Origin of the sequence: Azospirillum soli (assembly GCF_017876165.1) — a bacterium.
GTDB lineage: Bacteria > Pseudomonadota > Alphaproteobacteria > Azospirillales > Azospirillaceae > Azospirillum > Azospirillum soli.
Genome location: NZ_JAGINQ010000001.1, coordinates 236,487 through 255,482, shown reverse-complemented (window position 1 = coordinate 255,482; position 18,996 = coordinate 236,487). Strand labels below are relative to the sequence as shown.

Sequence of the window (18,996 nt, the reverse complement as noted above, 5' to 3'; positions counted from 1 at the left end):
TCGGTTTCTGGAGCCTTCACTTCCGGGGGAGCGCCGCGCGCGCGGTATGCTGAAACCTCTCTACAATCGCATTCTGCAGCTCTCCGCACGCAAGGACGCCGTGTGGTGGATGGCTGGGGTGTCCTTCGCGGAAAGCTCCTTCTTTCCGCTGCCGCCGGACATCATGCTGGTGCCGATGTGCCTGTCGGAGCCGAAGAAGCTCTGGCGCTACACCAACATTTGCGCGCTGGCGTCGCTGATCGGCGGGCTGTTCGGATATGCGGTCGGCTTCTACCTGTTCGAGAGCGTCGGCCGGCTGATCATCGATTTCTACAACGCCCAGGATTCGTTCCAGCGCTTCCAGGACATGTTCGCCGAGTTCGGCCCCTGGTTCCTGATCCTGAAGGGCGTCACGCCGATCCCCTACAAGCTGCTGACGATCACCGCCGGATTCGCCCATCTGGACCTGACGGTGTTCATCCTATGCTCGATCGTCGCGCGGTTCTCGCGATTCTACATGATCGCGATCCTGCTGCACTTCTACGGGCCGCAGGTGCGCGACATCATCGAGAAGCGGCTGATGCTGGTGACCACCGTGCTGCTGGTGATCGTCATCGGGGGTCTGCTGAGCTTCAAGTTCGTGTGAGGGAAATGCCGCGCTGACGCGGCATGCCCCGGACCTGCCGCGCTTAGCGCGGCATCCCACGATCTTGCGTGTCGCGCTGCGACGGGGGCAGGGCGTTGCGCTCGCGCCGGTCGCGCATGACGATCACGGCGATGGCGGCGGCCATGCCGACGCCGGCCAGAAGCGGCAGAATGACTTCGCCGAGGCTGACCGTCGGCACGGAGAGCATGCGGACGACGAGGAGCAGCAGTCCGCCGACCAGCAACGCCGCGAAAATCGCGATCGAGCTACGACGGCGTGGAGGCTGTCCTCCGCTGTTGGGGTTCATTTGGGTCATTCCCTTATCACTGGCGTTCCCGGCATATTGGGGCCCGAACCCGTGGGGGTCCAGCGCGGACCTTCCCGACAAGAACAATGGCCTCGCAAGAACAATGGGAGCCGTAGCCGAGATGTTCCGTCCGATCACCATTCTGGGGCCGATGCTGGCCCTTGCCCTGGTCGCGCTGTCCGCCTGTTCGGACGCGCCGGCGCGGCGTTCCGGCCCGGTCGCCGGCAGTCCCGCTACGACCGCCGCCCCGGCCACGCCGGCTCCCGCCCCGCGCGCCACGCCGGCCCCCAATCAGGGCACCGACGACCAGTCGCTGCGTCTGAATGGCGGGGTGGATGGCGGCGACTCGTGCCGGGCGCAGTGCGAGCGCAGCAACAATTCCTGCATGGATTCGGTCGCCGCCCGTTCGCAGAGCGGTGCCGAGCGTCCAGACCGGCTGGCGCCCTTCACGCCGACCGACAACTGCCAGTATTCGCTGCGCCAATGCTATCAGCGCTGCGGGGCCGCGGTTCGCTGACATGAGCAGGCGCGGGGACACCGGCGGCGGGCTGTTCGAGGCGGGCGCGCCGCGTCCGCTGGCCGACCGGCTGCGCCCGCGCACCCTGGACGAGGTCGTCGGGCAGGAGCATCTGCTGAAGCCCGACGGCCCGCTGGGCCGCATGGTGGCGGCGCGGCGGCTGGCCTCCATGATCCTGTGGGGGCCGCCGGGCTGCGGCAAGACGACCATCGCGCGGCTGCTGGCGCAATCGACCGACCTGCATTTCGAGCCGCTGTCGGCGGTCTTCTCCGGCGTGGCCGACCTGCGCAAGGTGTTCGACGCCGCCAAGGCGCGGCGCGCGGCGGGTCAGGGCACGCTGCTGTTCATCGACGAGATCCACCGCTTCAACCGGTCCCAGCAGGACGGCTTCCTGCCCTATGTGGAGGACGGGACGGTCACGCTGGTGGGTGCGACCACCGAGAATCCGTCCTTTGAGCTGAACGCGGCGTTGCTGTCGCGCGCCCAGGTGTTCGTGCTGAACCGGCTGGACGACGCGGCGCTGGAAAAGCTGCTGGCGCGCGCGGAGGCGGAGATGGGACGCCCCCTGCCGGTGGACGCCGACGCACGCGCCGCGCTGAAGGCGATGGCGGACGGCGATGGCCGCTTTTGCCTGAACCTGTGCGAGGAGCTGTTCGCGCTTCCAGAAGGCACCGTGCTGGACAACAACGGGCTGGCGACGACGATCCAGCGCCGGGCGCCGATCTACGACAAGGCGCAGGAGGGGCACTACAACCTCATCAGCGCGCTGCACAAGTCGCTGCGCGGGTCGGACACGGACGCGGCGCTGTACTGGTATGCCCGCATGCTGGAGGGCGGCGAGGACCCACGCTACATCGCGCGGCGGCTGACGCGCTTCGCGGTTGAGGACATCGGGATGGCCGACCCCAACGCGCTGACCCAAGCCACGGCGGCGTGGGAGGCCTACGAGCGGCTGGGCAGCCCGGAAGGCGAACTGGCCATCGCGCAGCTGGTCATCTATCTGGGCACGGCGCCGAAGTCGAACGCGGCCTATACGGCGTATAAGAGCGCGGTGCGCGCGGCGAAGGAAACCGGCTCGCTGATGCCGCCCAAGCACATACTGAACGCGCCGACCAAGCTGATGAAGCAGATCGGCTATGGCAAGGGCTACGAGTACGACCACGACACGGCGGATGGCTTCTCGGGCCAGAACTATTTCCCGGAGGGCATGGCCCGGCGTGCGTTCTACCAGCCGGTCGAGCGCGGTTTCGAGCGGGATATCCGCAAGCGGCTAGACTATTGGGCGCGGCTGCGCGAGCGGCGGGAGAACGGGTCGGAGGGTTAGAGCGGGTTTTGATCCGCTCTGGACCGCGACGGCGGTCCCGGACGCCCATGCGTCCGAAGCCCGGCCTCTCGCGGGAACGCAGTTCCCGCGAGAGGCAGGCGGATGCCACAGCATCCGCTGAGAGCCGGCGAATGAGGCCATGTGAATCTAAAGCGAATGCAAATTCGCTTTAGAACCGGCAGGAGCGGGCGATGGCGTAGAGGAAATCCTCGTCCCGAATGAGCTGCCCGATGTTGTCCGACAGGACCTTCGACAGCTGTTCGGAGGCGACGTGGTGTGTAATGTCCGCCTGGGGAGCGGTCGGGGCGACGGCGGCTCTGGCCTTGTAAGCCGCGATTTCCGCATCCGTGGGGACGTCGGCGAAGCGTACGGCCTTGGTGGTGTCGTGAATGGAGCGGTTGTTGGCGTCCGCGAGGACGTAGCGGATGACGCTCTCATAGGCGGTGCCGTGTTCGATGGGGCTGACCTGGAGCGTCTTCACCGTGCCCTGGAGCATGCAACTCCGGCCGGTCGCGGGATAGCCCTTCGACGCCGTGACACCGGCCTTCAGCAACTCCTGCCGGACCGCGTCGGCGACGAAATGATCCACCGGCCGCTGAATCGAGGCGTTGCGAACGGCCGGCGCGGTGTTCAGGATCTGGTACGGCGCGACGCCCTTCGGGGCGTGGTAGTCGAACGGGAGCACCGCCACGCGGCCGGAGGCGCGCGCCGTGGTCGCGGCGTCGTAGGGCAGGACAAAGGTCTGGGTGCAGGCGGTCACCGTTCCTGCGCAGAGGATGGGAAGCAGAACGCGGCGCATGATGGATCCTTCGCAGGCAGACGGTTGGACGGAGCGTAGCCAACCTGCGCGGCATCTCCAAGTGACCATGGTGCCGGACTTCCCCCGCTTCGTCGCCATCGACTGGTCGGGCGCGCGCGGCAAGCGCTACGCGGGCGTCGCGGTGGCCGAGTGCGCGGTGGGGGACGCTCCGCCCCGGATCGTGGAGCCGCCCGGCGGCTGGTGGTCGCGGACGGCGGTGTTCGACTGGCTTCTGGCGTCGCTGGAACGGGGGCCGGCGCTGGTCGGGATCGACTGCGCCTTCTCGTTGCCCTTCGTCGTGGCCGGGCGGTATTTCACCGATCCGGAGACGGCCACCGTGTTCGACCTCTGGGACCGGGTGGAGGCGGTGGCGGGCGGAGAGTCGGATTTCGCGGGCGGCGCCTTCGCCGAGCATCCCGACTATGGGACGGATTTCTGGCGGTCGGGGCTTCAGCCGGACTGGTACAGGGATCCGCACCGATTGGCTGAACGGGTGTGCCGGACGGACGGCTACGGCAGCCCGCAGAGCCCCTACAAGCTGATTGGCTCCAAGCAGGTGGGGAAGGGAGCGCTGGCCGGCATGCGCATGCTGCGAGCGCTGAGGCGTGCGGCGCCGGAGCGGGTGGCGGTGTGGCCGTTCGAGGCGGCGGCGCCGGACAGGACGGTGTTCTGCGAGATCTACCCGCGCCTGTTCCTGAAACGGGCGGGGTTCGGGCTGCGGAAGATCCGCGATGCGGCGGACGTGGACGCGGCGCTGGCCTTCCTGGGCTCGCGGCCGGTGGGGCTGGCTGGGGCGGTGACGGACCACGACGCGGACGCGTTGGTGTCGGCAGCGGGGATGCGTTGGCTGGCGGGACGGCCCGAGGTATGGTCTCCGCCGGTCATGGACGCGCGGGCGCGGCGGCAGGAAGGGTGGATCTTCGGGGTGGGGGACCAAACCCCTCTCCCTCTCCCGCCGGGGGCGGGCGAGGGGAGTTAGAGCGCTGCCAGGGCCGACGCAGTGTCCATGATGGTCGCGTATTCGCCGGAGAGGTTGGCGAGGGACAGGTCGTGCACCTCCTCCGCCGTGCGCAGGCGGCCGGAAAAGTCCTTTTTCGGGAAGGTGAAGGTCGCGTCGCCAACCACGCGGGTGTCGAAGCCCAGGTTGCCGGCCATGCGGGCGGTGGCCTCGACGCTGTTGTTGGTGATGACGCCGGCGATCACCAGGACCCAGACGCCGCGTTCGCGCAAATACACGTCCAGGTCGGTGCCGATGAAGGCGCTGTTGGTGGTCTTGGGCACCACGCGCTCGCCGGGTTCGGGCTGCGCCTCCGGCTTGAAGGCGTGACCGGCGCCGTAGGGGTGGTAGGTGGAATCCGGCTCCGTCGAATCGTGGCGGACGTGGATCACCGGGCGGCCGGTGCGGCGCCAGCCGGCCAAGAGGGCTGCGACGTTGGCCTCCGCCTGCGGGTTGTTGCGGGGGCCGAGGGCCGACCAGCGCGGGTCGTCGATGGCCCGTTGCAGGTCGATCAGGAGGAGGGTGGCGTTCGCGGGGAGGGTGCTGGTCGGCATGTCAGCCATCTTGCCAAAGGCCGGGCGTGCCCGACGCGTGACAAGCCGCCGCATTTCTGGCTCTAATCCGGGCGCGAACCTGTTCCCTCCGGAGGTCCCGTGATCGCATCCCCTGCCTCGCTCGTCGCGGTCGCCATCGGCGGCGCCGTGGGGTCGGTGGCGCGCTATCTGGTGATGACGGCGGCCGGCCACTGGCTCGGCACGCAGTTTCCCTATGGGACACTGATCGTCAACGCGCTCGGCTGTTTCACCATGGGCGCGCTGGCGGAGCTGGCCGCGCTGGTGTGGTCGCCCTCGCCGGAGCTGCGCGCGCTGGTGATGGTGGGCGTGCTGGGCGGGTTCACGACGTTTTCCTCGTTCACGCTCGACGTGGGCGTCCTGGTGTCGCGGGACGATCTGCTGTCGGCGGCGGGGTATGTGCTGGCCTCGATGGTGTTGACCATCGTCGGCTTCTTTGCCGGCCTCGCGGCCGTGCGTTCTCTTGTTTCGGTGTCCGTCTGATGAGTGAGTCCAAGCCCGCCGCCGTCGAAACCCGGACCGTCGCGTCCGACGAGGCCGACGTCCGCCTCGACCGCTGGTTCAAGCGCCATTTCCCCGACGTCGGGCACGGCTATCTGCAAAAGCTGCTGCGCACCGGCCAGATCCGCGTGGACGGCAAGCGGGCGGAGACCTCGACGCGCCTCGCCGCCGGACAGGCCATCCGCATCCCGCCGCTGGCCGACTGGGCCAAGCCCGATCCGTCGGCCAAGGCGCACGCGGCGCCGAAGAAACCGGCCATGTCGGACAAGGACATCGCGGCGCTGCAGGCGCTGGTGCTCTACAAGGACGCCGACGTGATCGCCATCGACAAGCCGGCGGGGCTGGCGGTGCAGGGCGGCACGGGGACGAGCAAGCATCTGGACGCCATGCTGGACGCGCTGAAGTTCGACGCGACGGAGCGGCCGAAGCTGGTGCACCGGCTGGACAAGGACACTTCGGGCGTGCTGCTGCTGGCGCGGAACACCTTCGCGGCGTCGAAGCTGACGGAGCTGTTCCGGGGTCGCGACGTGCGCAAGATCTACTGGGGCGCCACCGTCGGCGTGCCGAAGCCCTATCAGGGCAAGATCGACATTCCGCTGGCCAAGGAAGGCGGCCCGCGCGGCGAGCGGGTGGCCGGCGACGACGACGACGGCAAGCGCGCGCTGACCTATTTCAGCGTGCTGGAGAACGCGGGCAAGGAAGCGGCCTTCGTGGCGATGTGGCCGCGCACCGGCCGCACCCACCAGCTGCGCGTGCACATGAACGCCATCGGCACGCCGATCCTGGGCGACGGCAAGTACGGCGCGCAGGGCGCCTTCCTGCCCGGAGCGGAGGTGCCGAAGAAGCTGCACCTGCACGCCCGCCGCCTGATCCTGCCGCACCCGCGCGACGGCGGGCGGACCATCGACGTGACGGCGCCGCTGCCTGATCACATGGTCAAGACCTGGAAGTATCTGGGCTTCAGCCCGAATCTGAAAGGCGACCCGTTCGAAGACGTGGAGTGAGCTGAAAGTCCCCCTCTCCCGCCGGGGGCGGGAGAGGGGATGTGATCGACACCACCAGCCGTCCGGCCACGTAGCGCATGCGGGCGGGAAGGGTGTCGCCGGGGGTGACGTCCACCGTCCGGTCGAGGAACTGGACGGCTTGCAGCCAGTGGCGGCACTCGCCCTTCGGGCCGGTGGAGACGGTGATCTCCGCGTCCAGATGCAGGTCGTACCAGAAGGCGACGGCGTGGACGGTGCCCGGGGCGGCGATGGCGAAGGTGCAGTCGCCGACCGGGCCGGGCAGCGGCGGGTTGGCGAGGTCGAAGCGGGCGACCATGGCCGGTTCGGCCAGCCGCCGGTGCGGCAGGTCGGTCAGCGACAGGGCGCTGTAGGCGGGGTTGCGGTAGGCCTCCAGCCGCGACAGGTCGAAGCCGCAGACGCTGCGGATCGGGTGGGTCGCGGCCAGGGACGGCGCTTCGATGGGAACGGCCCAGAGCGTCGCGGCGGCGGGGATGACCGTGGCGCCGGGCTTCAGCAGTTCGGCCACTGCGTGGCGGACGCTGGGCGCGTGCCCCTCGCCGAGCAGGCCGGAATCGAGGATTTCCGAGACGAGAATATCCGCGCGGTCGGGCAGGTCGGCGCCGACGCGCAGCTCGTTGGAGCGCTTGTGGTGGACGGTGACGCGGTTGGCGTAGCCGTTGTCCGCCACGACTCCGCGCGCGACGGCGGCGAGTGGGGCGGACAGCTCGCAGGTGTGGACCTCGCCCGCACCGGCGCGGGCGGCGATCAGGGCGAGCAGGCCGGCGCCGGTGCCGATCTCCAGCACGCGGCAGCCGGGGGTGACTGCCTTCTCGATGGCGCGGCGGTAAGCCTCGTTGCGGGCGGAATCGGCCAGCATGGTGAAGTGCCAGGAGGGGATCTCCCGGCTTTGCAGGAAGCGCAGGTCGAGGTGGGCTTCCTCGAAGTCCGGACGGACAGCCAGTGCGCGGCGGTAGCGGGCGACGGCGGGACCGAGGCGCTGCGCCTCCTTGTCCAGCGTGGCGAGCGCGTACCACGCGTCCGCATCGGCGGGTTCCAGGGTGAGGGCAGTGCGGAAGCCGGCGGCGGCCTCGGCCATGCGGCCTTGTTCCTGAAGCAGGGCGGCGCGGTTGTGGTGCGCGGCGGCGAGGTCGGGGGCGTCCGCGATCAAGGCGGAGAGGATGCGGTCGGCGGCGCCGTCGCCGAAACGGGCATGCAGCGTGGCGGCGGCGAGTCGGGAGGACAGCAGGGACGGCGAAATCGCGGCGGCGCGGCTGTGGGCGGCAAGGGCGGCGCGCGGGTCGCCGAGGGCTTCGCAGGTGAGGGCGAGCGTGTGCAGCACCTGCGCGTCGGTGGGGGCGAGCAGAAGCGCTGTTTCGAAGGCCCGGCGGGTGGCGGCGGCATCGCCGTTCTGCCGGTGGGCCATGCCGAGGTGGCTCCAGCGCCGGGCCTCGGGCGGGGCGAGCAGGGCGGCGCGGCGCAGGACGGCGGGAACCTCGGTTAGGCGGCCGGCGGCGCGGAGCGCGTTGGCGAGGTTCGTGTGGTAGTCGGGAACCGTGCCGTTCACGGCGATGGCGTGGCGGATAAGGGCGATGGCGCGGTTCGGGTATCCGCATTGAGCGGACAGCACGCCCAGGAAATGCAGCGTGTCGGGCTGGTCGGGAACGGCGTCGAGGATGCGGCCGTAGAGGGTCTCAGCCTCCGCAAGGCGTCCGGCCGTGTGGTGGTCCACCGCCAGGAGCAGCGCTTCTTCCACCGTCGCCATGGCCGCTGATCCTTGTTCCCTGGCCCTTGTTTCTCGGGCGTTGCGCTTTGCGCCTCGGGGTAGCATAAGACGCTGTCCGCCCGCCAGACCTCCCCGCTTTCCGGAGACGAAGCCGTGAGCCCGCCCCTGCGCCTTGCCCTATTCGACTGCGACGGGACGCTGGTGGACAGCCAGTTCGCCATCATCGACTCCATGACCACCGCCTGGGCCGCTCATGGCTTGGGCGAGCCGGACCCGCTGGAGGTGCGGCGCATGGTCGGGCTGCCGCTGGTGCAGGCGATCGCGCTGCTGCTGCCGGACCTCGACTCCGGGAAGTACGCCGAGGTGGCGGACAGCTACAAGGACGCCTTCGCCGCGCTGCGCCGCAAGGGGGACCTGCATGAGCCGATGTTCCCCGGCATCCGCGACACGCTGGACGCGCTGGAGGCGGAAGGCGTGCTGCTGGGCGTGGCGACCGGCAAGTCGCGCCGGGGGCTGGACGCGGTGCTGGCGCATCACGGGCTGACGGAGCGCTTCGTCACCTTGCAGACCAGCGACATCGGTCCCGGCAAGCCGCACCCGGACATGGTGCACCGGGCGCTGGCCGAAACGGGCGTCAACCTCGTCGACACGGTTGTGATCGGCGACACCACCTACGACATTCAGATGGCCCGCAACGCGCGGGTGGCGTCGGTCGGCGTCTCCTGGGGCTACCACGCGGTGGCGGAGCTGGAGAAGGCCGGGGCCGACCGCATCGTCCATCGCGGCCGCGAGGTGGCCGAAGCGGTGCTGTCGCTGTTGGACAAGACAAACGAATCCGAAGGCCTGCTGAGAAACGAAGGCCCGTTGAGAAACGAAGGACTGTGATGAAGCGTTTCTACAAGACCGTCTCCGTCGAGGCTGTTCCCGGCGGTTTCGAGGTGCGCCTGGACAACCGCCCGATCCGCAGCCCGGCCAAGGCGCCGCTGGTCTTCGCGGCCGAGCCGCTGGCCCGTGGCGTCGCCGAGGAGTGGGATGCCCAGGCCGACGACATCAACCCGAACGCCATGCCGCTGATGCAGCTGGCCAGCACGGCGGTGGACCTGATCGGCAAGGGACGCGAGGCCATTGTGGACGGCGTGGTCGCCTACGCCGAGACCGACCTGCTGTGCTACCGCGCGGAGCACCCGCGCAACCTCGTGGAGCGGCAGGCGCAGGCGTGGCAGCCGCTGCTGGACTGGGCGACGCTGCGCTTCGACGCGCCGCTGCACGTCAACACCGGCCTGATGCCGAAGCCGCAGCCGCCCGAGGCGCTGCGCGCGCTGCGCCGGGCGGTGGAGGCTTACGACGACTGGACGCTGTCGGCGTTGCAGACGGCGACGGGCGCCTGCGGGTCTGTGGTGGTGGCGCTGGCCCTGATCGAGGGGCGGATCGATGCCGGGGAGGCGTTCGACGTGTCGCAGCTGGACGAGACCTTCCAGATCGAAGCCTGGGGCGAGGACCCCGAGGCGACCAAGCGGCGCGCCAACCTGCGGGTGGACATCGACGCCTGCCGGCGCTTCGTGGATCTGCTGCGGGCGTGAGGAAACCCTCCCGCCGCCGGATGGGGCGGCGGGAGGGCCTTGCCGTTACGCCGCAGCGTTACGCGGACTTCTTGTTACTCGGACTTTTTCTGGGTGTCGGCGGGCGCGCCCGTGCCGGTCGTGGAGCCGACGCCCGTGTTCGCCGGGCTGGCGGCGTCGTTCGACGAACCGGAGTGCCTGTCCTTGTTGCGGTTCAGCGACGTCGTGGTGTCGGAGTACTTGAATTCCGGCATGCTCTTGACGTCGTCGCGGCTCATCCCGGACAGGTGGATGCGGTTCTGCTGCTGGTCCCACTGGGCCTGGTTGTAGTCCACGGCGATCTGCTTCTCGCCGATGCCGAGGAAGCCGCCCGAGGAGATCACCAGCTGCTGGGCCTTGCCGCTGGAGTCGAGGATGACGTCCTCGACCTCGCCGACCTTTTCGTTGTCCTTGCCATAGACGTTCTTGCCCATCAGCTCTTCGGCGCTGGCCATCTGACCGCCGGTCAGGTTGCTCGGATTGGCCGAAGTCTGGCCGGTCTGGTTCATGTTGGTGGCCGTCGGGCCGCCTGCGGCCGGGTTGCCGGTGGCCGGCGCCGTCGAGGACTGCGCCAAGGCCGAGCCGGTCATGAGGGCCAGTACGGACGCGGCCGCGATGATTGTCCTCCGCATGTTCGTTCCTTTCGGCGTTGTTGGTAGAAATTGCCGGTGGCAGCCCCAACAACACCTGTCGAACGGATTGGTCACGCCTAAGGGTGGCTCTCTTTTGGTGCACCCCGATCAGAATTAATGGGACAGTACAGGCAGCAGAGTAGAACAAGAACTCAGAAGCTGGCCCAGGCCGGCTTGCGCGGCGTGAGTGTCGCGCCGGCGGCCTTGAGCGCGATCTGTTCTTGTTCGGCGCGGGCGATGTCTTCCAGACGCAGCAGCGCGAGTGCGACGGCGCCGCACCCGCTGCGCACCTCGCCCACCTCGCGGTCCTCCAGAGTTACCGGCGTGCCGGGGGCGGGCAGGGGGCCGTCCACGGCGACGGGGAACAGCTTCTTCCTGATGAGCGCGCGGTATTTGGTGCGGGCCGTCAGTTCCTGGCCCATGTAGCAGCCCTTGTCCCAGGAGATGGCGTTGAGGTCGTCCAGGTCGTTCTCCAGCGGAATCGACTTGTCGGGGACGAGATCGGCGGTGCCGTCCGGAACGCCGAGGGCGAGGCGGTGCCGGTCGTAATCCTCAGGCGTCCTTTGAACGAAGCCGGCGGCCTCCAGCGCGGCGACGGCGTCGGCCTTAGGCAGGAAGGCGCGGGCGCCGAGGGCGGGGAGGCGCGGGTCAGTGAAGGCGATGCCGCCCGCGAAGGGCACGGCGGCGCCGGGCTCCTCAGACAGGCCGAGACGGGCCAGCGCGTCACCGCCGAACAGAGCGACGACGGCGTGGTTGGCGGCGCGGTCCTCCAGCGTGATTTTGGAGCGCAGCTTGTACATCTTCAGCTTGCGCAGGAAGTCCTCGCGGCGGGCCGTCTCCGGGTCGAGCAGCAGGGCGCCGCCCGATTCGGCGATTCGGAAGTCGTGCAGGAACTTGCCCTGTGGGGTGAGCAGCAGCGCGTAGGCGGCGCGGCTTTCGCTGATGCGCAGAACGTCATTGGAAACCAGCCCTTGCAGGAAGGCCGCGCGGTCCTCGCCGCCGACCGCCACCACGGCCCGGTTTTCCAGCACCGCGTAACCCGCTTGATCCGCCGTCATTCCTCGCACTCCGCACGTCTGCTCCGGTCCCGATAGTTGGGCGGGCAGCGGGGGCGTGGCAAGGGTGTCGCGTGCGGTGCGCGCAATGGGCGCGCCCGCTTGAGGTGGCGGACGCGCCAGGCCGCCGACGTCAGGCGGTGGTGTCGTGGATGCTCAGGATGCGCACCGATTTGGTGCGTCCGTCGAGCGTCCCGTAGGTGATGCTCTGCCCCTCCGACAGGCCGAGCAGGGCGGCGCCGACCGGGGTCAGGATGGACATCCCGTCCGCGCTGGCCGATGCCTCGCCGGGGGGAAGCAGTGTGGCCGTGTGCTGGACGTTCTGGTCGTCGGCGAAGGTGACGCGGGTGCCCAGTCGAACGAAGGGGGTGGGCGCACTGTCCGTGACGGCGGCGCGGTCGACCTCGCGTTGCAGATATTCGACCACGGCGGTGGGCCGGCTGAGCTGGGACAGAAGAAGGTCGAGGCGTCCGAGATCCTGGGGGGTGATGCGGATCGGCGGGGGATCGCCCAACATCGTCTTGCGATTCATGACGGTTCTCCATAAACAGCCGCCGGGAATGGCAGCATGCTTAGCTGACGGCTGCGGGGTGCAATTGTCAACCGGTGTGCATCGTCAACCGATCTCCGGTTGCCGTGCGTTTGTGCGTTTGATCACGGGGTGGGCGTTATTTGGACCGTTGACGGCTGGCGCGGACCGCGCGCAACTGTGTTAAAAGGTGGCACGGCGTTGGCATCGCCGCGCACCAACCACCCCTAATTGGGTTCCTTCCTTGGATTCCGCAACCCTGTCCAATCTTCCGCACCGTCTTGAGCTGCGCGGCATCACCAAGCGCTTTCCCGGCTGCCTGGCGAACGACGCGGTCGATCTCGTCCTGAAGCCGGGCGAGATTCACGCGCTGCTGGGCGAGAACGGCGCCGGCAAGTCCACGCTGGTGAAGATCATCTACGGCGTGCTGCACGCTGATTCCGGCACGATCCGCTGGCAGGGGGAGGAGGTCACCATCCCCAACCCGGCCGGCGCGCGGCGGCTGGGCATCGGCATGGTGTTCCAGCATTTCTCGCTGTTCGACACGCTGACGGTGGCTGAGAACATCTCGCTTGGGCTGGAGAATCCCGGCCCGATGGACGCCCTGTCGCAGCGCATCGCCGAGGTGTCGGAACGGTACGGCCTCGCGCTCGACCCCGGCCGGCACGTCCACAACCTGTCGGTCGGCGAGCGGCAGCGGGTGGAAATCGTGCGCTGCCTGTTGCAGGACCCCAAGCTGCTGATCATGGACGAGCCGACCTCGGTCCTGACACCGCAGGAGGTGACGAAGCTCTTCGAGACGTTGCGCGTGCTGGCGGCCGAGGGCTGCACGATCCTCTACATCAGCCACAAGCTGGAGGAAATCCGCGCGCTGTGCGATCGCGCCACCGTGCTGCGCGGCGGCCGGGTGGTCGGCGACTGCGACCCGCGCCAGGAAACGGCGCGCAGCCTCGCCGAGATGATGATCGGCACCGAGCTGTCCACGCCGGAGCGCATCCCGCAGGGGCAGGCCGGTGCGCCGAAGCTACAGGTGCGGCATCTGTCCACGACCTCGGACAATCCCTTCGCGACCAATCTGAAGGATGTATCGTTCGAGGTGCGGGCGGGGGAAATCCTGGGCATCGCCGGTGTTGCGGGCAACGGGCAGGCCGAGCTGATGGCCGCGCTGAGCGGCGAGGAACTGGTGCCGGACCCCGGCTCGGTCAACATCGAGGGGCGGCCGGTCGGGCACCTTGGCCCGCGCGAGCGGCGCGAACTGGGCCTCGCCTTCGTGCCGGAGGAGCGGCTGGGGCGCGGCGCGGTGCCGGAGTTGAGCCTGTCGGAAAACGCGCTGCTGTCCGGCTACGCGCGCGAACCGCTGGTGCGCAGCGGTCTGGTGCATTTCGGCCGGGCGCGGTCCTACGCCGAGCGCATCATCGGCGCCTTCAACGTGGTGACCCACGGGCACCGGGCGGAGGCGCGGTCGCTGTCCGGCGGCAATTTGCAGAAGTTCATCATTGGCCGCGAGATCCTTCAAAAACCCCGCTTGCTGGTGGTCGGCCAGCCGACCTGGGGTGTGGACGCGGGGGCGGCGGCTGCCATTCACCGGGCGCTGATCGACCTTGCGCGCGGGGGGGCGGCGGTTCTGGTCATCAGCCAGGATCTGGACGAGCTGTTCGTGCTGAGCGACCGCATTGCCGTGCTGTTCCACGGCCGTCTGTCGGAGAGCAGCCCCACCCACCAGACCAGTGTGGAGGAGATCGGCCTGCTGATGGGCGGCCTGTTCAACCGCCCGCCGGACGAGGACGAGGAGGTGGGTCGTGGGGTTTGAGCATGACCATCGCCTTTCTCTTTCTATGAGCCGCAATGCGAGGATCAAGCTCCTGAACATTTCCGTCATTCCCGCGCAGGCGGGAATCCAGGACACATCGACAAGTCCCCGAATTGCCCTGGATCCCCGCCTGTGCGGGGATGACGGTGGAACGTCGTTTTCGCAAAGCCTTCGGGGCGCGAGAGAGATTATGAGTTTCCCCGGAGCTTTGGCATGAGCCTCCTTCGTCTTGAGCCGCGCGGGCAGGCGTCGCGCGTCATGGTGTATCTGACGCCGGTCATCGCGGTGGCGCTGACGCTGGTCAGCGGGTTCCTGCTGTTCTGGGCCATGGGCTTCGATCCGGTGAAGGCGCTGCACGCCTTCTTCATCGCGCCGCTGATGTCGGTGCGGGGCCTGGGCGAGCTGGCCGTGAAAGCGACGCCGCTGGTGCTGTGCGCGGTGGGGCTGGCCATCGGCTTCCGCGCCAACGTCTGGAACATCGGGGCCGAGGGACAGCTGACGCTGGGCGCCATCACCGGCGGTGGGTTGGCGCTGGCCTTCTACGGCGACGGCGGCTGGTGGCTGCTGCCGCTGATGATCGTCGCGGGCATGGCTGGCGGCGCGCTGTGGGCGGCGATCCCGGCCTTCCTGCGCACCCGCTTCAACGCCAGCGAGATCCTGACCAGCCTGATGCTGACCTACGTGGCGTTGCTGCTGCTGAATTACATGACGCACGGGCCGTACCGCGATCCGGAGGGCTTCGCCTTCCCCGAGTCCCGCCTGTTCGAGGCGGACGCGGTGATGCCGATCCTGATCCAGGGGACGCGCGTGCATCTGGGATCGCTGTTCGCGCTGCTGGCCGTGGCGGGCGGCTGGGTGCTGATCGCGCGGACCTTCATCGGATTCCAGATCAAGGTCATCGGCCTGACCCCGGCGGCGGCCGGCTATGCAGGCTTCAACGAGAAGAAGATTATCTGGCTGACGCTGCTGCTGTCCGGCGCACTGGCGGGCCTGGCCGGGCTGGGCGAGGTGGCGGGGCCGATCGGGCAGATCACGCCGACGGTGTCGCCCGGCTATGGCTTCACGGCGATCATCGTCGCCTTCCTCGGCCGGCTGCACCCGGTCGGCATCCTGCTGGCGGGGTTCCTGATGGCGCTGTCCTTCATCGGCGGCGAGGCGGCGCAGATCGGCCTAGGCCTGCCCAAGGCGATCACGGGGGTGTTCCAGGGCATGCTGCTGTTCTTCCTGCTGGCGACTGACGTGCTGATCCGCTATCGCGTCCGCTTCGGAGCCCAAAAGAAAGCGGCTGGGAAGGTGATGGCATGAGCGCGGAACTGGCCCTTCTCGGCCCCATCCTGGCGGCCATGCTGGCGGCGGCGACGCCGCTCCTGTTCGCGGCGCTGGGCGAGCTGGTGGTGGAAAAGTCCGGCGTCCTGAACCTGGGCGTCGAGGGCATGATGCTGGTCGGTGCCGTCTGCGGATTCGCTGTGACGGTGAAGACGGGCAGTTCGACGGCGGGCTTCGCCATGGGGGCGGCGGCGGGGGCCGCGATGGCGGGGCTGTTCGCCGTGCTGACGCTGCTGCTGCTCGCCAACCAGGTGGCGACGGGCCTCGCGCTGACGCTGTTCGGAGTCGGGCTGTCGGCGCTGATCGGGCAGGGGTTCGTCGGCATTCCAATTCCCGACGTGCCGGAGCTGTACATCCCCGGCCTGACCGACATTCCGGTGATCGGCAAGGCGCTGTTCGGGCAGGACGCGCTGGTCTATCTGGCGCTGGCCATGGTGCCGGCGGTGCACTGGTTCATGTACGGCACGCGCAAGGGGCTGGTGCTGCGCGCGGTCGGTGAAAACCACGCGGCGGCCCACGCGCTGGGCTACAAGGTCATCCGCATCCGCTTCCTGGCCGTGCTGTTCGGCGGAGCCATGAGCGGCATGGCCGGGGCCTATCTGTCGCTGGACTACACGCCGATGTGGGCGGAAGGCATTACCGCCGGGCGCGGCTGGATCGCGCTGGCGCTGGTCGTCTTCGCGACCTGGAAGCCGGCGCGGGTGCTGCTGGGCGCGTGGCTGTTCGGCGGCGTGACCATCGCGCAGCTGCACGTGCAGGGGCTGGGCATCGACATCCCGTCGCAGGTCTTGTCGATGCTGCCGTATCTGGCTACCGTTCTGGTTCTGGTGTTGATTTCGCGGGACATCGCCCGCATCCGGCTCAACGCGCCGGCGAGCCTCGGGAAGGTGTTCCATCCCGATGCCTGACCGGCCGCGGATTCGTATCCATGTTCATGCCCAACCAATCGATTCAGGGAGCATTCACGTGAACAGAAGGACCATGGGCAAGACCCTGATGGGTCTGGCCGCCGGTGCGGCGGTGCTGGCGCTCGGCGCGGGCGCGGCGGTCGCGCAGGAGAAGATGAAGGTCGGCTTCGTCTACGTCGGCCCGATCAGCGATCACGGCTACAGCTACCAGCACGACCAGGGCCGCCTCGCGGTCGAGAAGGAGCTGGGCGACAAGGTCACCACCACCTTCGTCGAGAACGTGCCGGAAGGTGCCGACGCCGAGCGCGTGATCGAGCAGCTGGCCTCCTCCGGCCACAAGCTGATCTTCACGACCTCCTTCGGCTTCATGAACCCGACGCTGAAGGTGGCCCAGCGCCATCCCGACGTGAAGTTCGAGCACGCCACCGGCTACAAGCGCGCCGCCAACGTCGCCACCTACTCGGCGCGCTTCTACGAGGGCCGCACGATCCTCGGCCTGATCGCCGGCAAGATGACCAAGTCGAACGTCATCGGCTACATCGGCTCCTTCCCGATCCCCGAGGTGGTCAGCGGCATCAACGCCTTCACGCTGGCGCTGCGCGAGGTCAACCCGAAGGCTGAAGTGCGCGTCGTGTGGGTTAACAGCTGGTACGACCCCGGCAAGGAAGCCGAGGCGGCCAAGGCCCTGATTGACCAGGGCGCTGATGTCATCTCCCTGCACACCGACAGCCCGGCGGCCATCCAGGTCGCGCAGGAGCGTGGGTTGTGGGCGTTCGGCCAGTCGTCGGACATGACCCGCTTCGGTCCGAAGGCGCACCTGACCGCCATCGTGGACGACTGGAACACCTACTACGTCGACCGCGTCAAGGCGGCGATGGACGGCACCTGGAAGGCCGTGGACACCTGGGGCGGCTTCAAGGACAAGATGCTGTTCCTCGCTCCGTACAACCCGGCGATCCCGCAGGACGTCGTCGCGCTGGCCGAGAAGGCCCGCACGGACATCATGGAAGGCAAGCGTCATTCCTTCCAGGGCCCGGTGAAGGACCAGTCCGGCAAGGTCGTGATCCCGGAGGGCAAGAGCGCTACCGACGAGCAGATCCTGAAGATGGACTGGTACGTCGAGGGCGTGCAGGGCAAGGTTCCGAAGTGAGCCGGTTGGCTTGACGGAAAAGAAAAGGGGAGGCGAAAGCCTCCCCTTTTCTTTTCGGCGCCTTTACTCCGGCGTCCGCCCGACCGCCGCCCAACCGTTGGGGGCGAGGCGCATGACCTCCGGGCCGCTGCCGGCGGGGTTGGGCTCCAGCGTGACCAGCTCGCGGTTCTCGAACCACGCCCAGCGGGGCACGTCGGCGGTCGTCGGCTCCCAGCCATCGGCCATGCGCTTCAGCACGTCGAGGTCGGCGGCGGCGATGGGGAACTTCGGCCTGGCCTGAGCGGGCTTGGCGGCCGGGTCCTTCGGCGGCGGGGCGTCGGCACCGGCGCGGGCGCAGATCCAGTCGGTCTGGTAGGCGCACAGGGCCTGGTCCAGTTCGCCGCGCGCCGGCTCGGTCGGGCAGCGCAGATAGGTGTCGAGGAGGGCGCGCAGGGAGGCGGCGGTGGGCGTCTGCGTGGTCATGATGCGTCGTTTCCTTGAAACCAGTCGTCCTACAGCCATCCGGTCCGCTTGAAGCGGCGGTAGAGGGTTATGCACACCACCGCGATGACGGCAAGCGCCGTCGGATAGCCGTAGCGCCAGTGCAGTTCCGGCATGTGGTCGAAGTTCATGCCGTAGATGCCGGCGATGGCCGTCGGCACGGCGAGGATGGCGGCCCAGGCGGCCAGCTTGCGCGTCACGTCGTTCTGCCGGGAGGAGGCCAGCATCATGCTGGATTCAAAAACGAAGGAGAGCAGTTCGCGCAAGCTGCCGATGGCCTCGTTGACGCGAATCACATGGTCCTGGACGTCGCGGTAGTAGGGCCGGATCTCGTCGTCGATGATCGACAGGTCGAAGCGTTCCAGCCGCGAGCACACGTCCAGAAGCGGCGAGGCGACGCGGCGCAGCCGCTCCAGGTCGCGGCGGAGTTGGTGGATGCGCTCCACTTCGTTCTCAAGGGGAGGGCGGAGCAGGAGGACGGCCTCCAGATCCTCGACCTCCGCTTCCAGCTGGTCGAGGATCGGAAAGTAGCAGTCCACCACATAGTCCATGACGGCGTAGACGACGAAATCCTCGCCGTGGCGCAGCAGCTTCGGCGCGCTCTCGCAGCGCGCCCGCACCGGCAGGTAGCTGGAGGAGGCGCCATGGCGGACAGTGACCACATAGCCTTGGCCGGCGAAGATGTGGGTCTCGCCGAAGCTGACGCGGCCGTCCTCCAGCCTTGCGGTGCGCAGCACGATGAAGACGCAGTCGCCGTAGACCTCGACCTTCGGGCGCTGGTGGGCGTGCAGGGCGTCCTCGACCGCCAGTTCGTGCAGGTTGAACTGGCGCTTGACCTCCAGCAGTTGGGTCTCGGTCGGCTCGTAGAGGCCGAGCCAGACGAAATGCCCGTCGCGCCCCGCCCAGGCGCCGGCCTCGGCCAGGGGGACGTCGGCGACGCGCCGACCCTGAGTGTAGGCGGCGGAGGCGATCACAGTGCCGGGGGCGAAGCTGTCGGTCATGGGGCGGGTGGGGGATTGTGGAGTTTCGAGAGCTTGCAACGGCGACGCCGCGGCAACAAGCCCCCGTCGGCAACAAGCCTCCGTGATTGAGACGAACAGGGCCGCGCCTTGTTGGTGCCGGCGGGAGCGGCGGCGCTC

21 protein-coding genes are annotated in these 18,996 nt (G+C 68.7%); 12 read left to right on the top strand and 9 right to left on the bottom strand.

From position 1 onward, the window contains the following. Positions 1-46 precede the first annotated feature (46 nt). Positions 47-625: a YqaA family protein gene (locus J2852_RS01280; protein WP_209869712.1), complete on the top strand. Its 579-nt coding sequence runs from the start codon at positions 47-49 to the stop codon at positions 623-625. Positions 626-668: 43 nt separating this feature from the next. Here J2852_RS01280 and J2852_RS01275 read toward each other — a convergent pair whose 3' ends face one another. Beyond that, positions 669-932, bottom strand: a complete 264-nt coding sequence (locus tag J2852_RS01275) for a hypothetical protein (protein ID WP_209869710.1) — start codon at positions 930-932, stop codon at positions 669-671. Positions 933-1,053: 121 nt separating this feature from the next. Between J2852_RS01275 and J2852_RS01270 the strand changes: the two genes are divergently transcribed. Together J2852_RS01270 and J2852_RS01265 are read left to right on the top strand one after the other, a co-directional pair. Continuing rightward, positions 1,054-1,449 (top strand): hypothetical protein, encoded by a 396-nt coding sequence (locus J2852_RS01270; protein WP_209869707.1) that lies wholly within the window; start codon positions 1,054-1,056, stop codon positions 1,447-1,449. Between the two features lies 1 nt (position 1,450). Further along, the gene (locus tag J2852_RS01265) at positions 1,451-2,773 is read left to right on the top strand and encodes a replication-associated recombination protein A (protein ID WP_209869704.1); all 1,323 of its coding nucleotides are present in this window, start codon (positions 1,451-1,453) and stop codon (positions 2,771-2,773) included. Between the two features lie 169 nt (positions 2,774-2,942). On the opposite strand, the gene J2852_RS01260 is transcribed toward J2852_RS01265, so the two are convergent. Then, positions 2,943-3,572: a hypothetical protein gene (locus tag J2852_RS01260; RefSeq protein ID WP_209869701.1), complete on the bottom strand. Its 630-nt coding sequence runs from the start codon at positions 3,570-3,572 to the stop codon at positions 2,943-2,945. Between J2852_RS01260 and J2852_RS01255 the strand changes: the two genes are divergently transcribed. After that, positions 3,571-4,551 carry a hypothetical protein gene (locus J2852_RS01255; protein ID WP_246499236.1) on the top strand — a complete coding sequence of 327 codons (981 nt, stop codon included), beginning with the start codon at positions 3,571-3,573 and terminating at the stop codon, positions 4,549-4,551. The two genes, J2852_RS01260 and J2852_RS01255, sit on opposite strands and share 2 nt — an antisense overlap. Here J2852_RS01255 and J2852_RS01250 read toward each other — a convergent pair. Next, the gene (locus J2852_RS01250) at positions 4,548-5,123 is read right to left on the bottom strand and encodes a cysteine hydrolase family protein (RefSeq protein WP_209869698.1); all 576 of its coding nucleotides are present in this window, start codon (positions 5,121-5,123) and stop codon (positions 4,548-4,550) included. The genes J2852_RS01255 and J2852_RS01250 overlap by 4 nt on opposite strands. A 99-nt stretch (positions 5,124-5,222) precedes the next feature. Between J2852_RS01250 and crcB the strand changes: the two genes are divergently transcribed. Together crcB and J2852_RS01240 are read left to right on the top strand one after the other, a co-directional pair. Further along, complete coding sequence (gene crcB / locus J2852_RS01245) at positions 5,223-5,624, top strand: fluoride efflux transporter CrcB (RefSeq protein ID WP_209869695.1); 402 nt, start codon at positions 5,223-5,225, stop codon at positions 5,622-5,624. Beyond that, positions 5,624-6,646, top strand: coding sequence for an RluA family pseudouridine synthase (locus tag J2852_RS01240; RefSeq protein WP_209869693.1), 1,023 nt, complete (start codon positions 5,624-5,626; stop codon positions 6,644-6,646). Before crcB ends, J2852_RS01240 begins: the two co-directional genes overlap by 1 nt. Here J2852_RS01240 and J2852_RS01235 read toward each other — a convergent pair. After that, positions 6,603-8,408 carry a 50S ribosomal protein L11 methyltransferase gene (locus J2852_RS01235; RefSeq protein WP_209869691.1) on the bottom strand — a complete coding sequence of 602 codons (1,806 nt, stop codon included), beginning with the start codon at positions 8,406-8,408 and terminating at the stop codon, positions 6,603-6,605. The genes J2852_RS01240 and J2852_RS01235 overlap by 44 nt on opposite strands. A 114-nt stretch (positions 8,409-8,522) precedes the next feature. Here J2852_RS01235 and J2852_RS01230 point away from each other — a divergent pair, with 114 nt between their 5' ends. Beyond that, positions 8,523-9,254, top strand: a complete 732-nt coding sequence (locus J2852_RS01230; protein ID WP_343206652.1) for an HAD-IA family hydrolase — start codon at positions 8,523-8,525, stop codon at positions 9,252-9,254. Next, the gene (locus J2852_RS01225; RefSeq protein ID WP_209869687.1) at positions 9,254-9,949 is read left to right on the top strand and encodes an ATP12 family chaperone protein; all 696 of its coding nucleotides are present in this window, start codon (positions 9,254-9,256) and stop codon (positions 9,947-9,949) included. Before J2852_RS01230 ends, J2852_RS01225 begins: the two co-directional genes overlap by 1 nt. Positions 9,950-10,023: 74 nt before the next feature. On the opposite strand, the gene J2852_RS01220 is transcribed toward J2852_RS01225, so the two are convergent. The 3 genes from J2852_RS01220 to J2852_RS01210 all read right to left on the bottom strand — a co-directional run bounded on the left by J2852_RS01220 (position 10,024) and on the right by J2852_RS01210 (position 12,186). Next, the gene (locus tag J2852_RS01220; RefSeq protein WP_209869685.1) at positions 10,024-10,599 is read right to left on the bottom strand and encodes a PRC-barrel domain-containing protein; all 576 of its coding nucleotides are present in this window, start codon (positions 10,597-10,599) and stop codon (positions 10,024-10,026) included. 152 nt (positions 10,600-10,751) lie between these two features. Further along, on the bottom strand, positions 10,752-11,657 hold the full coding sequence (gene ygfZ, locus J2852_RS01215; RefSeq protein WP_209869682.1) for a CAF17-like 4Fe-4S cluster assembly/insertion protein YgfZ: 906 nt from the start codon (positions 11,655-11,657) through the stop codon (positions 10,752-10,754). A 130-nt stretch (positions 11,658-11,787) separates the two neighbouring features. Next, positions 11,788-12,186: a GreA/GreB family elongation factor gene (locus tag J2852_RS01210; protein WP_209869678.1), complete on the bottom strand. Its 399-nt coding sequence runs from the start codon at positions 12,184-12,186 to the stop codon at positions 11,788-11,790. A 241-nt stretch (positions 12,187-12,427) separates the two neighbouring features. Between J2852_RS01210 and J2852_RS01205 the strand changes: the two genes are divergently transcribed. The 4 genes from J2852_RS01205 to J2852_RS01190 all read left to right on the top strand — a co-directional run bounded on the left by J2852_RS01205 (position 12,428) and on the right by J2852_RS01190 (position 17,377). Then, entirely contained in the window at positions 12,428-13,993 is a 1,566-nt protein-coding gene (locus tag J2852_RS01205) for an ABC transporter ATP-binding protein (RefSeq protein WP_246499235.1), read from the top strand. 213 nt (positions 13,994-14,206) lie between these two features. Continuing rightward, positions 14,207-15,298: an ABC transporter permease gene (locus J2852_RS01200; RefSeq protein WP_209869675.1), complete on the top strand. Its 1,092-nt coding sequence runs from the start codon at positions 14,207-14,209 to the stop codon at positions 15,296-15,298. After that, positions 15,295-16,227 (top strand): ABC transporter permease, encoded by a 933-nt coding sequence (locus J2852_RS01195; RefSeq protein ID WP_209869672.1) that lies wholly within the window; start codon positions 15,295-15,297, stop codon positions 16,225-16,227. Before J2852_RS01200 ends, J2852_RS01195 begins: the two co-directional genes overlap by 4 nt. 73 nt (positions 16,228-16,300) lie before the next feature. Continuing rightward, entirely contained in the window at positions 16,301-17,377 is a 1,077-nt protein-coding gene (locus J2852_RS01190) for a BMP family ABC transporter substrate-binding protein (RefSeq protein ID WP_209870666.1), read from the top strand. 63 nt (positions 17,378-17,440) lie between these two features. Here the strand turns inward: J2852_RS01190 and J2852_RS01185 are convergent, their stop codons facing one another. Both J2852_RS01185 and corA read right to left on the bottom strand, forming a co-directional pair. Next, positions 17,441-17,839: a hypothetical protein gene (locus J2852_RS01185; RefSeq protein ID WP_209869671.1), complete on the bottom strand. Its 399-nt coding sequence runs from the start codon at positions 17,837-17,839 to the stop codon at positions 17,441-17,443. A 29-nt stretch (positions 17,840-17,868) separates the two neighbouring features. Further along, positions 17,869-18,858, bottom strand: a complete 990-nt coding sequence (gene corA, locus J2852_RS01180) for a magnesium/cobalt transporter CorA (protein ID WP_209869668.1) — start codon at positions 18,856-18,858, stop codon at positions 17,869-17,871. Positions 18,859-18,996 lie beyond the last annotated feature (138 nt).

Bases quoted from the DNA above. Each gene is read 5' to 3' on its own strand.
- J2852_RS01275 (WP_209869710.1), bottom strand. From the start codon at position 932: ATGAACCCCAACAGCGGAGGACAGCCTCCACGCCGTCGTAGCTCGATC.
- J2852_RS01225 (WP_209869687.1), top strand. From the start codon at position 9,254: ATGAAGCGTTTCTACAAGACCGTCTCCGTCGAGGCTGTTCCCGGCGGT.
- J2852_RS01190 (WP_209870666.1), top strand. From the start codon at position 16,301: ATGGGCAAGACCCTGATGGGTCTGGCCGCCGGTGCGGCGGTGCTGGCG.
- J2852_RS01200 (WP_209869675.1), top strand. From the start codon at position 14,207: ATGAGCCTCCTTCGTCTTGAGCCGCGCGGGCAGGCGTCGCGCGTCATG.
- J2852_RS01250 (WP_209869698.1), bottom strand. From the start codon at position 5,123: ATGCCGACCAGCACCCTCCCCGCGAACGCCACCCTCCTCCTGATCGAC.
- J2852_RS01270 (WP_209869707.1), top strand. From the start codon at position 1,054: ATGTTCCGTCCGATCACCATTCTGGGGCCGATGCTGGCCCTTGCCCTG.
- corA (WP_209869668.1), bottom strand. From the start codon at position 18,858: ATGACCGACAGCTTCGCCCCCGGCACTGTGATCGCCTCCGCCGCCTAC.
- J2852_RS01220 (WP_209869685.1), bottom strand. From the start codon at position 10,599: ATGCGGAGGACAATCATCGCGGCCGCGTCCGTACTGGCCCTCATGACC.
- ygfZ (WP_209869682.1), bottom strand. From the start codon at position 11,657: ATGACGGCGGATCAAGCGGGTTACGCGGTGCTGGAAAACCGGGCCGTG.
- J2852_RS01195 (WP_209869672.1), top strand. From the start codon at position 15,295: ATGAGCGCGGAACTGGCCCTTCTCGGCCCCATCCTGGCGGCCATGCTG.
- J2852_RS01240 (WP_209869693.1), top strand. From the start codon at position 5,624: ATGAGTGAGTCCAAGCCCGCCGCCGTCGAAACCCGGACCGTCGCGTCC.
- J2852_RS01185 (WP_209869671.1), bottom strand. From the start codon at position 17,839: ATGACCACGCAGACGCCCACCGCCGCCTCCCTGCGCGCCCTCCTCGAC.
- J2852_RS01255 (WP_246499236.1), top strand. From the start codon at position 3,571: ATGATGGATCCTTCGCAGGCAGACGGTTGGACGGAGCGTAGCCAACCT.
- J2852_RS01210 (WP_209869678.1), bottom strand. From the start codon at position 12,186: ATGAATCGCAAGACGATGTTGGGCGATCCCCCGCCGATCCGCATCACC.
- J2852_RS01235 (WP_209869691.1), bottom strand. From the start codon at position 8,408: ATGGCGACGGTGGAAGAAGCGCTGCTCCTGGCGGTGGACCACCACACG.
- J2852_RS01260 (WP_209869701.1), bottom strand. From the start codon at position 3,572: ATGCGCCGCGTTCTGCTTCCCATCCTCTGCGCAGGAACGGTGACCGCC.
- J2852_RS01280 (WP_209869712.1), top strand. From the start codon at position 47: ATGCTGAAACCTCTCTACAATCGCATTCTGCAGCTCTCCGCACGCAAG.
- J2852_RS01265 (WP_209869704.1), top strand. From the start codon at position 1,451: ATGAGCAGGCGCGGGGACACCGGCGGCGGGCTGTTCGAGGCGGGCGCG.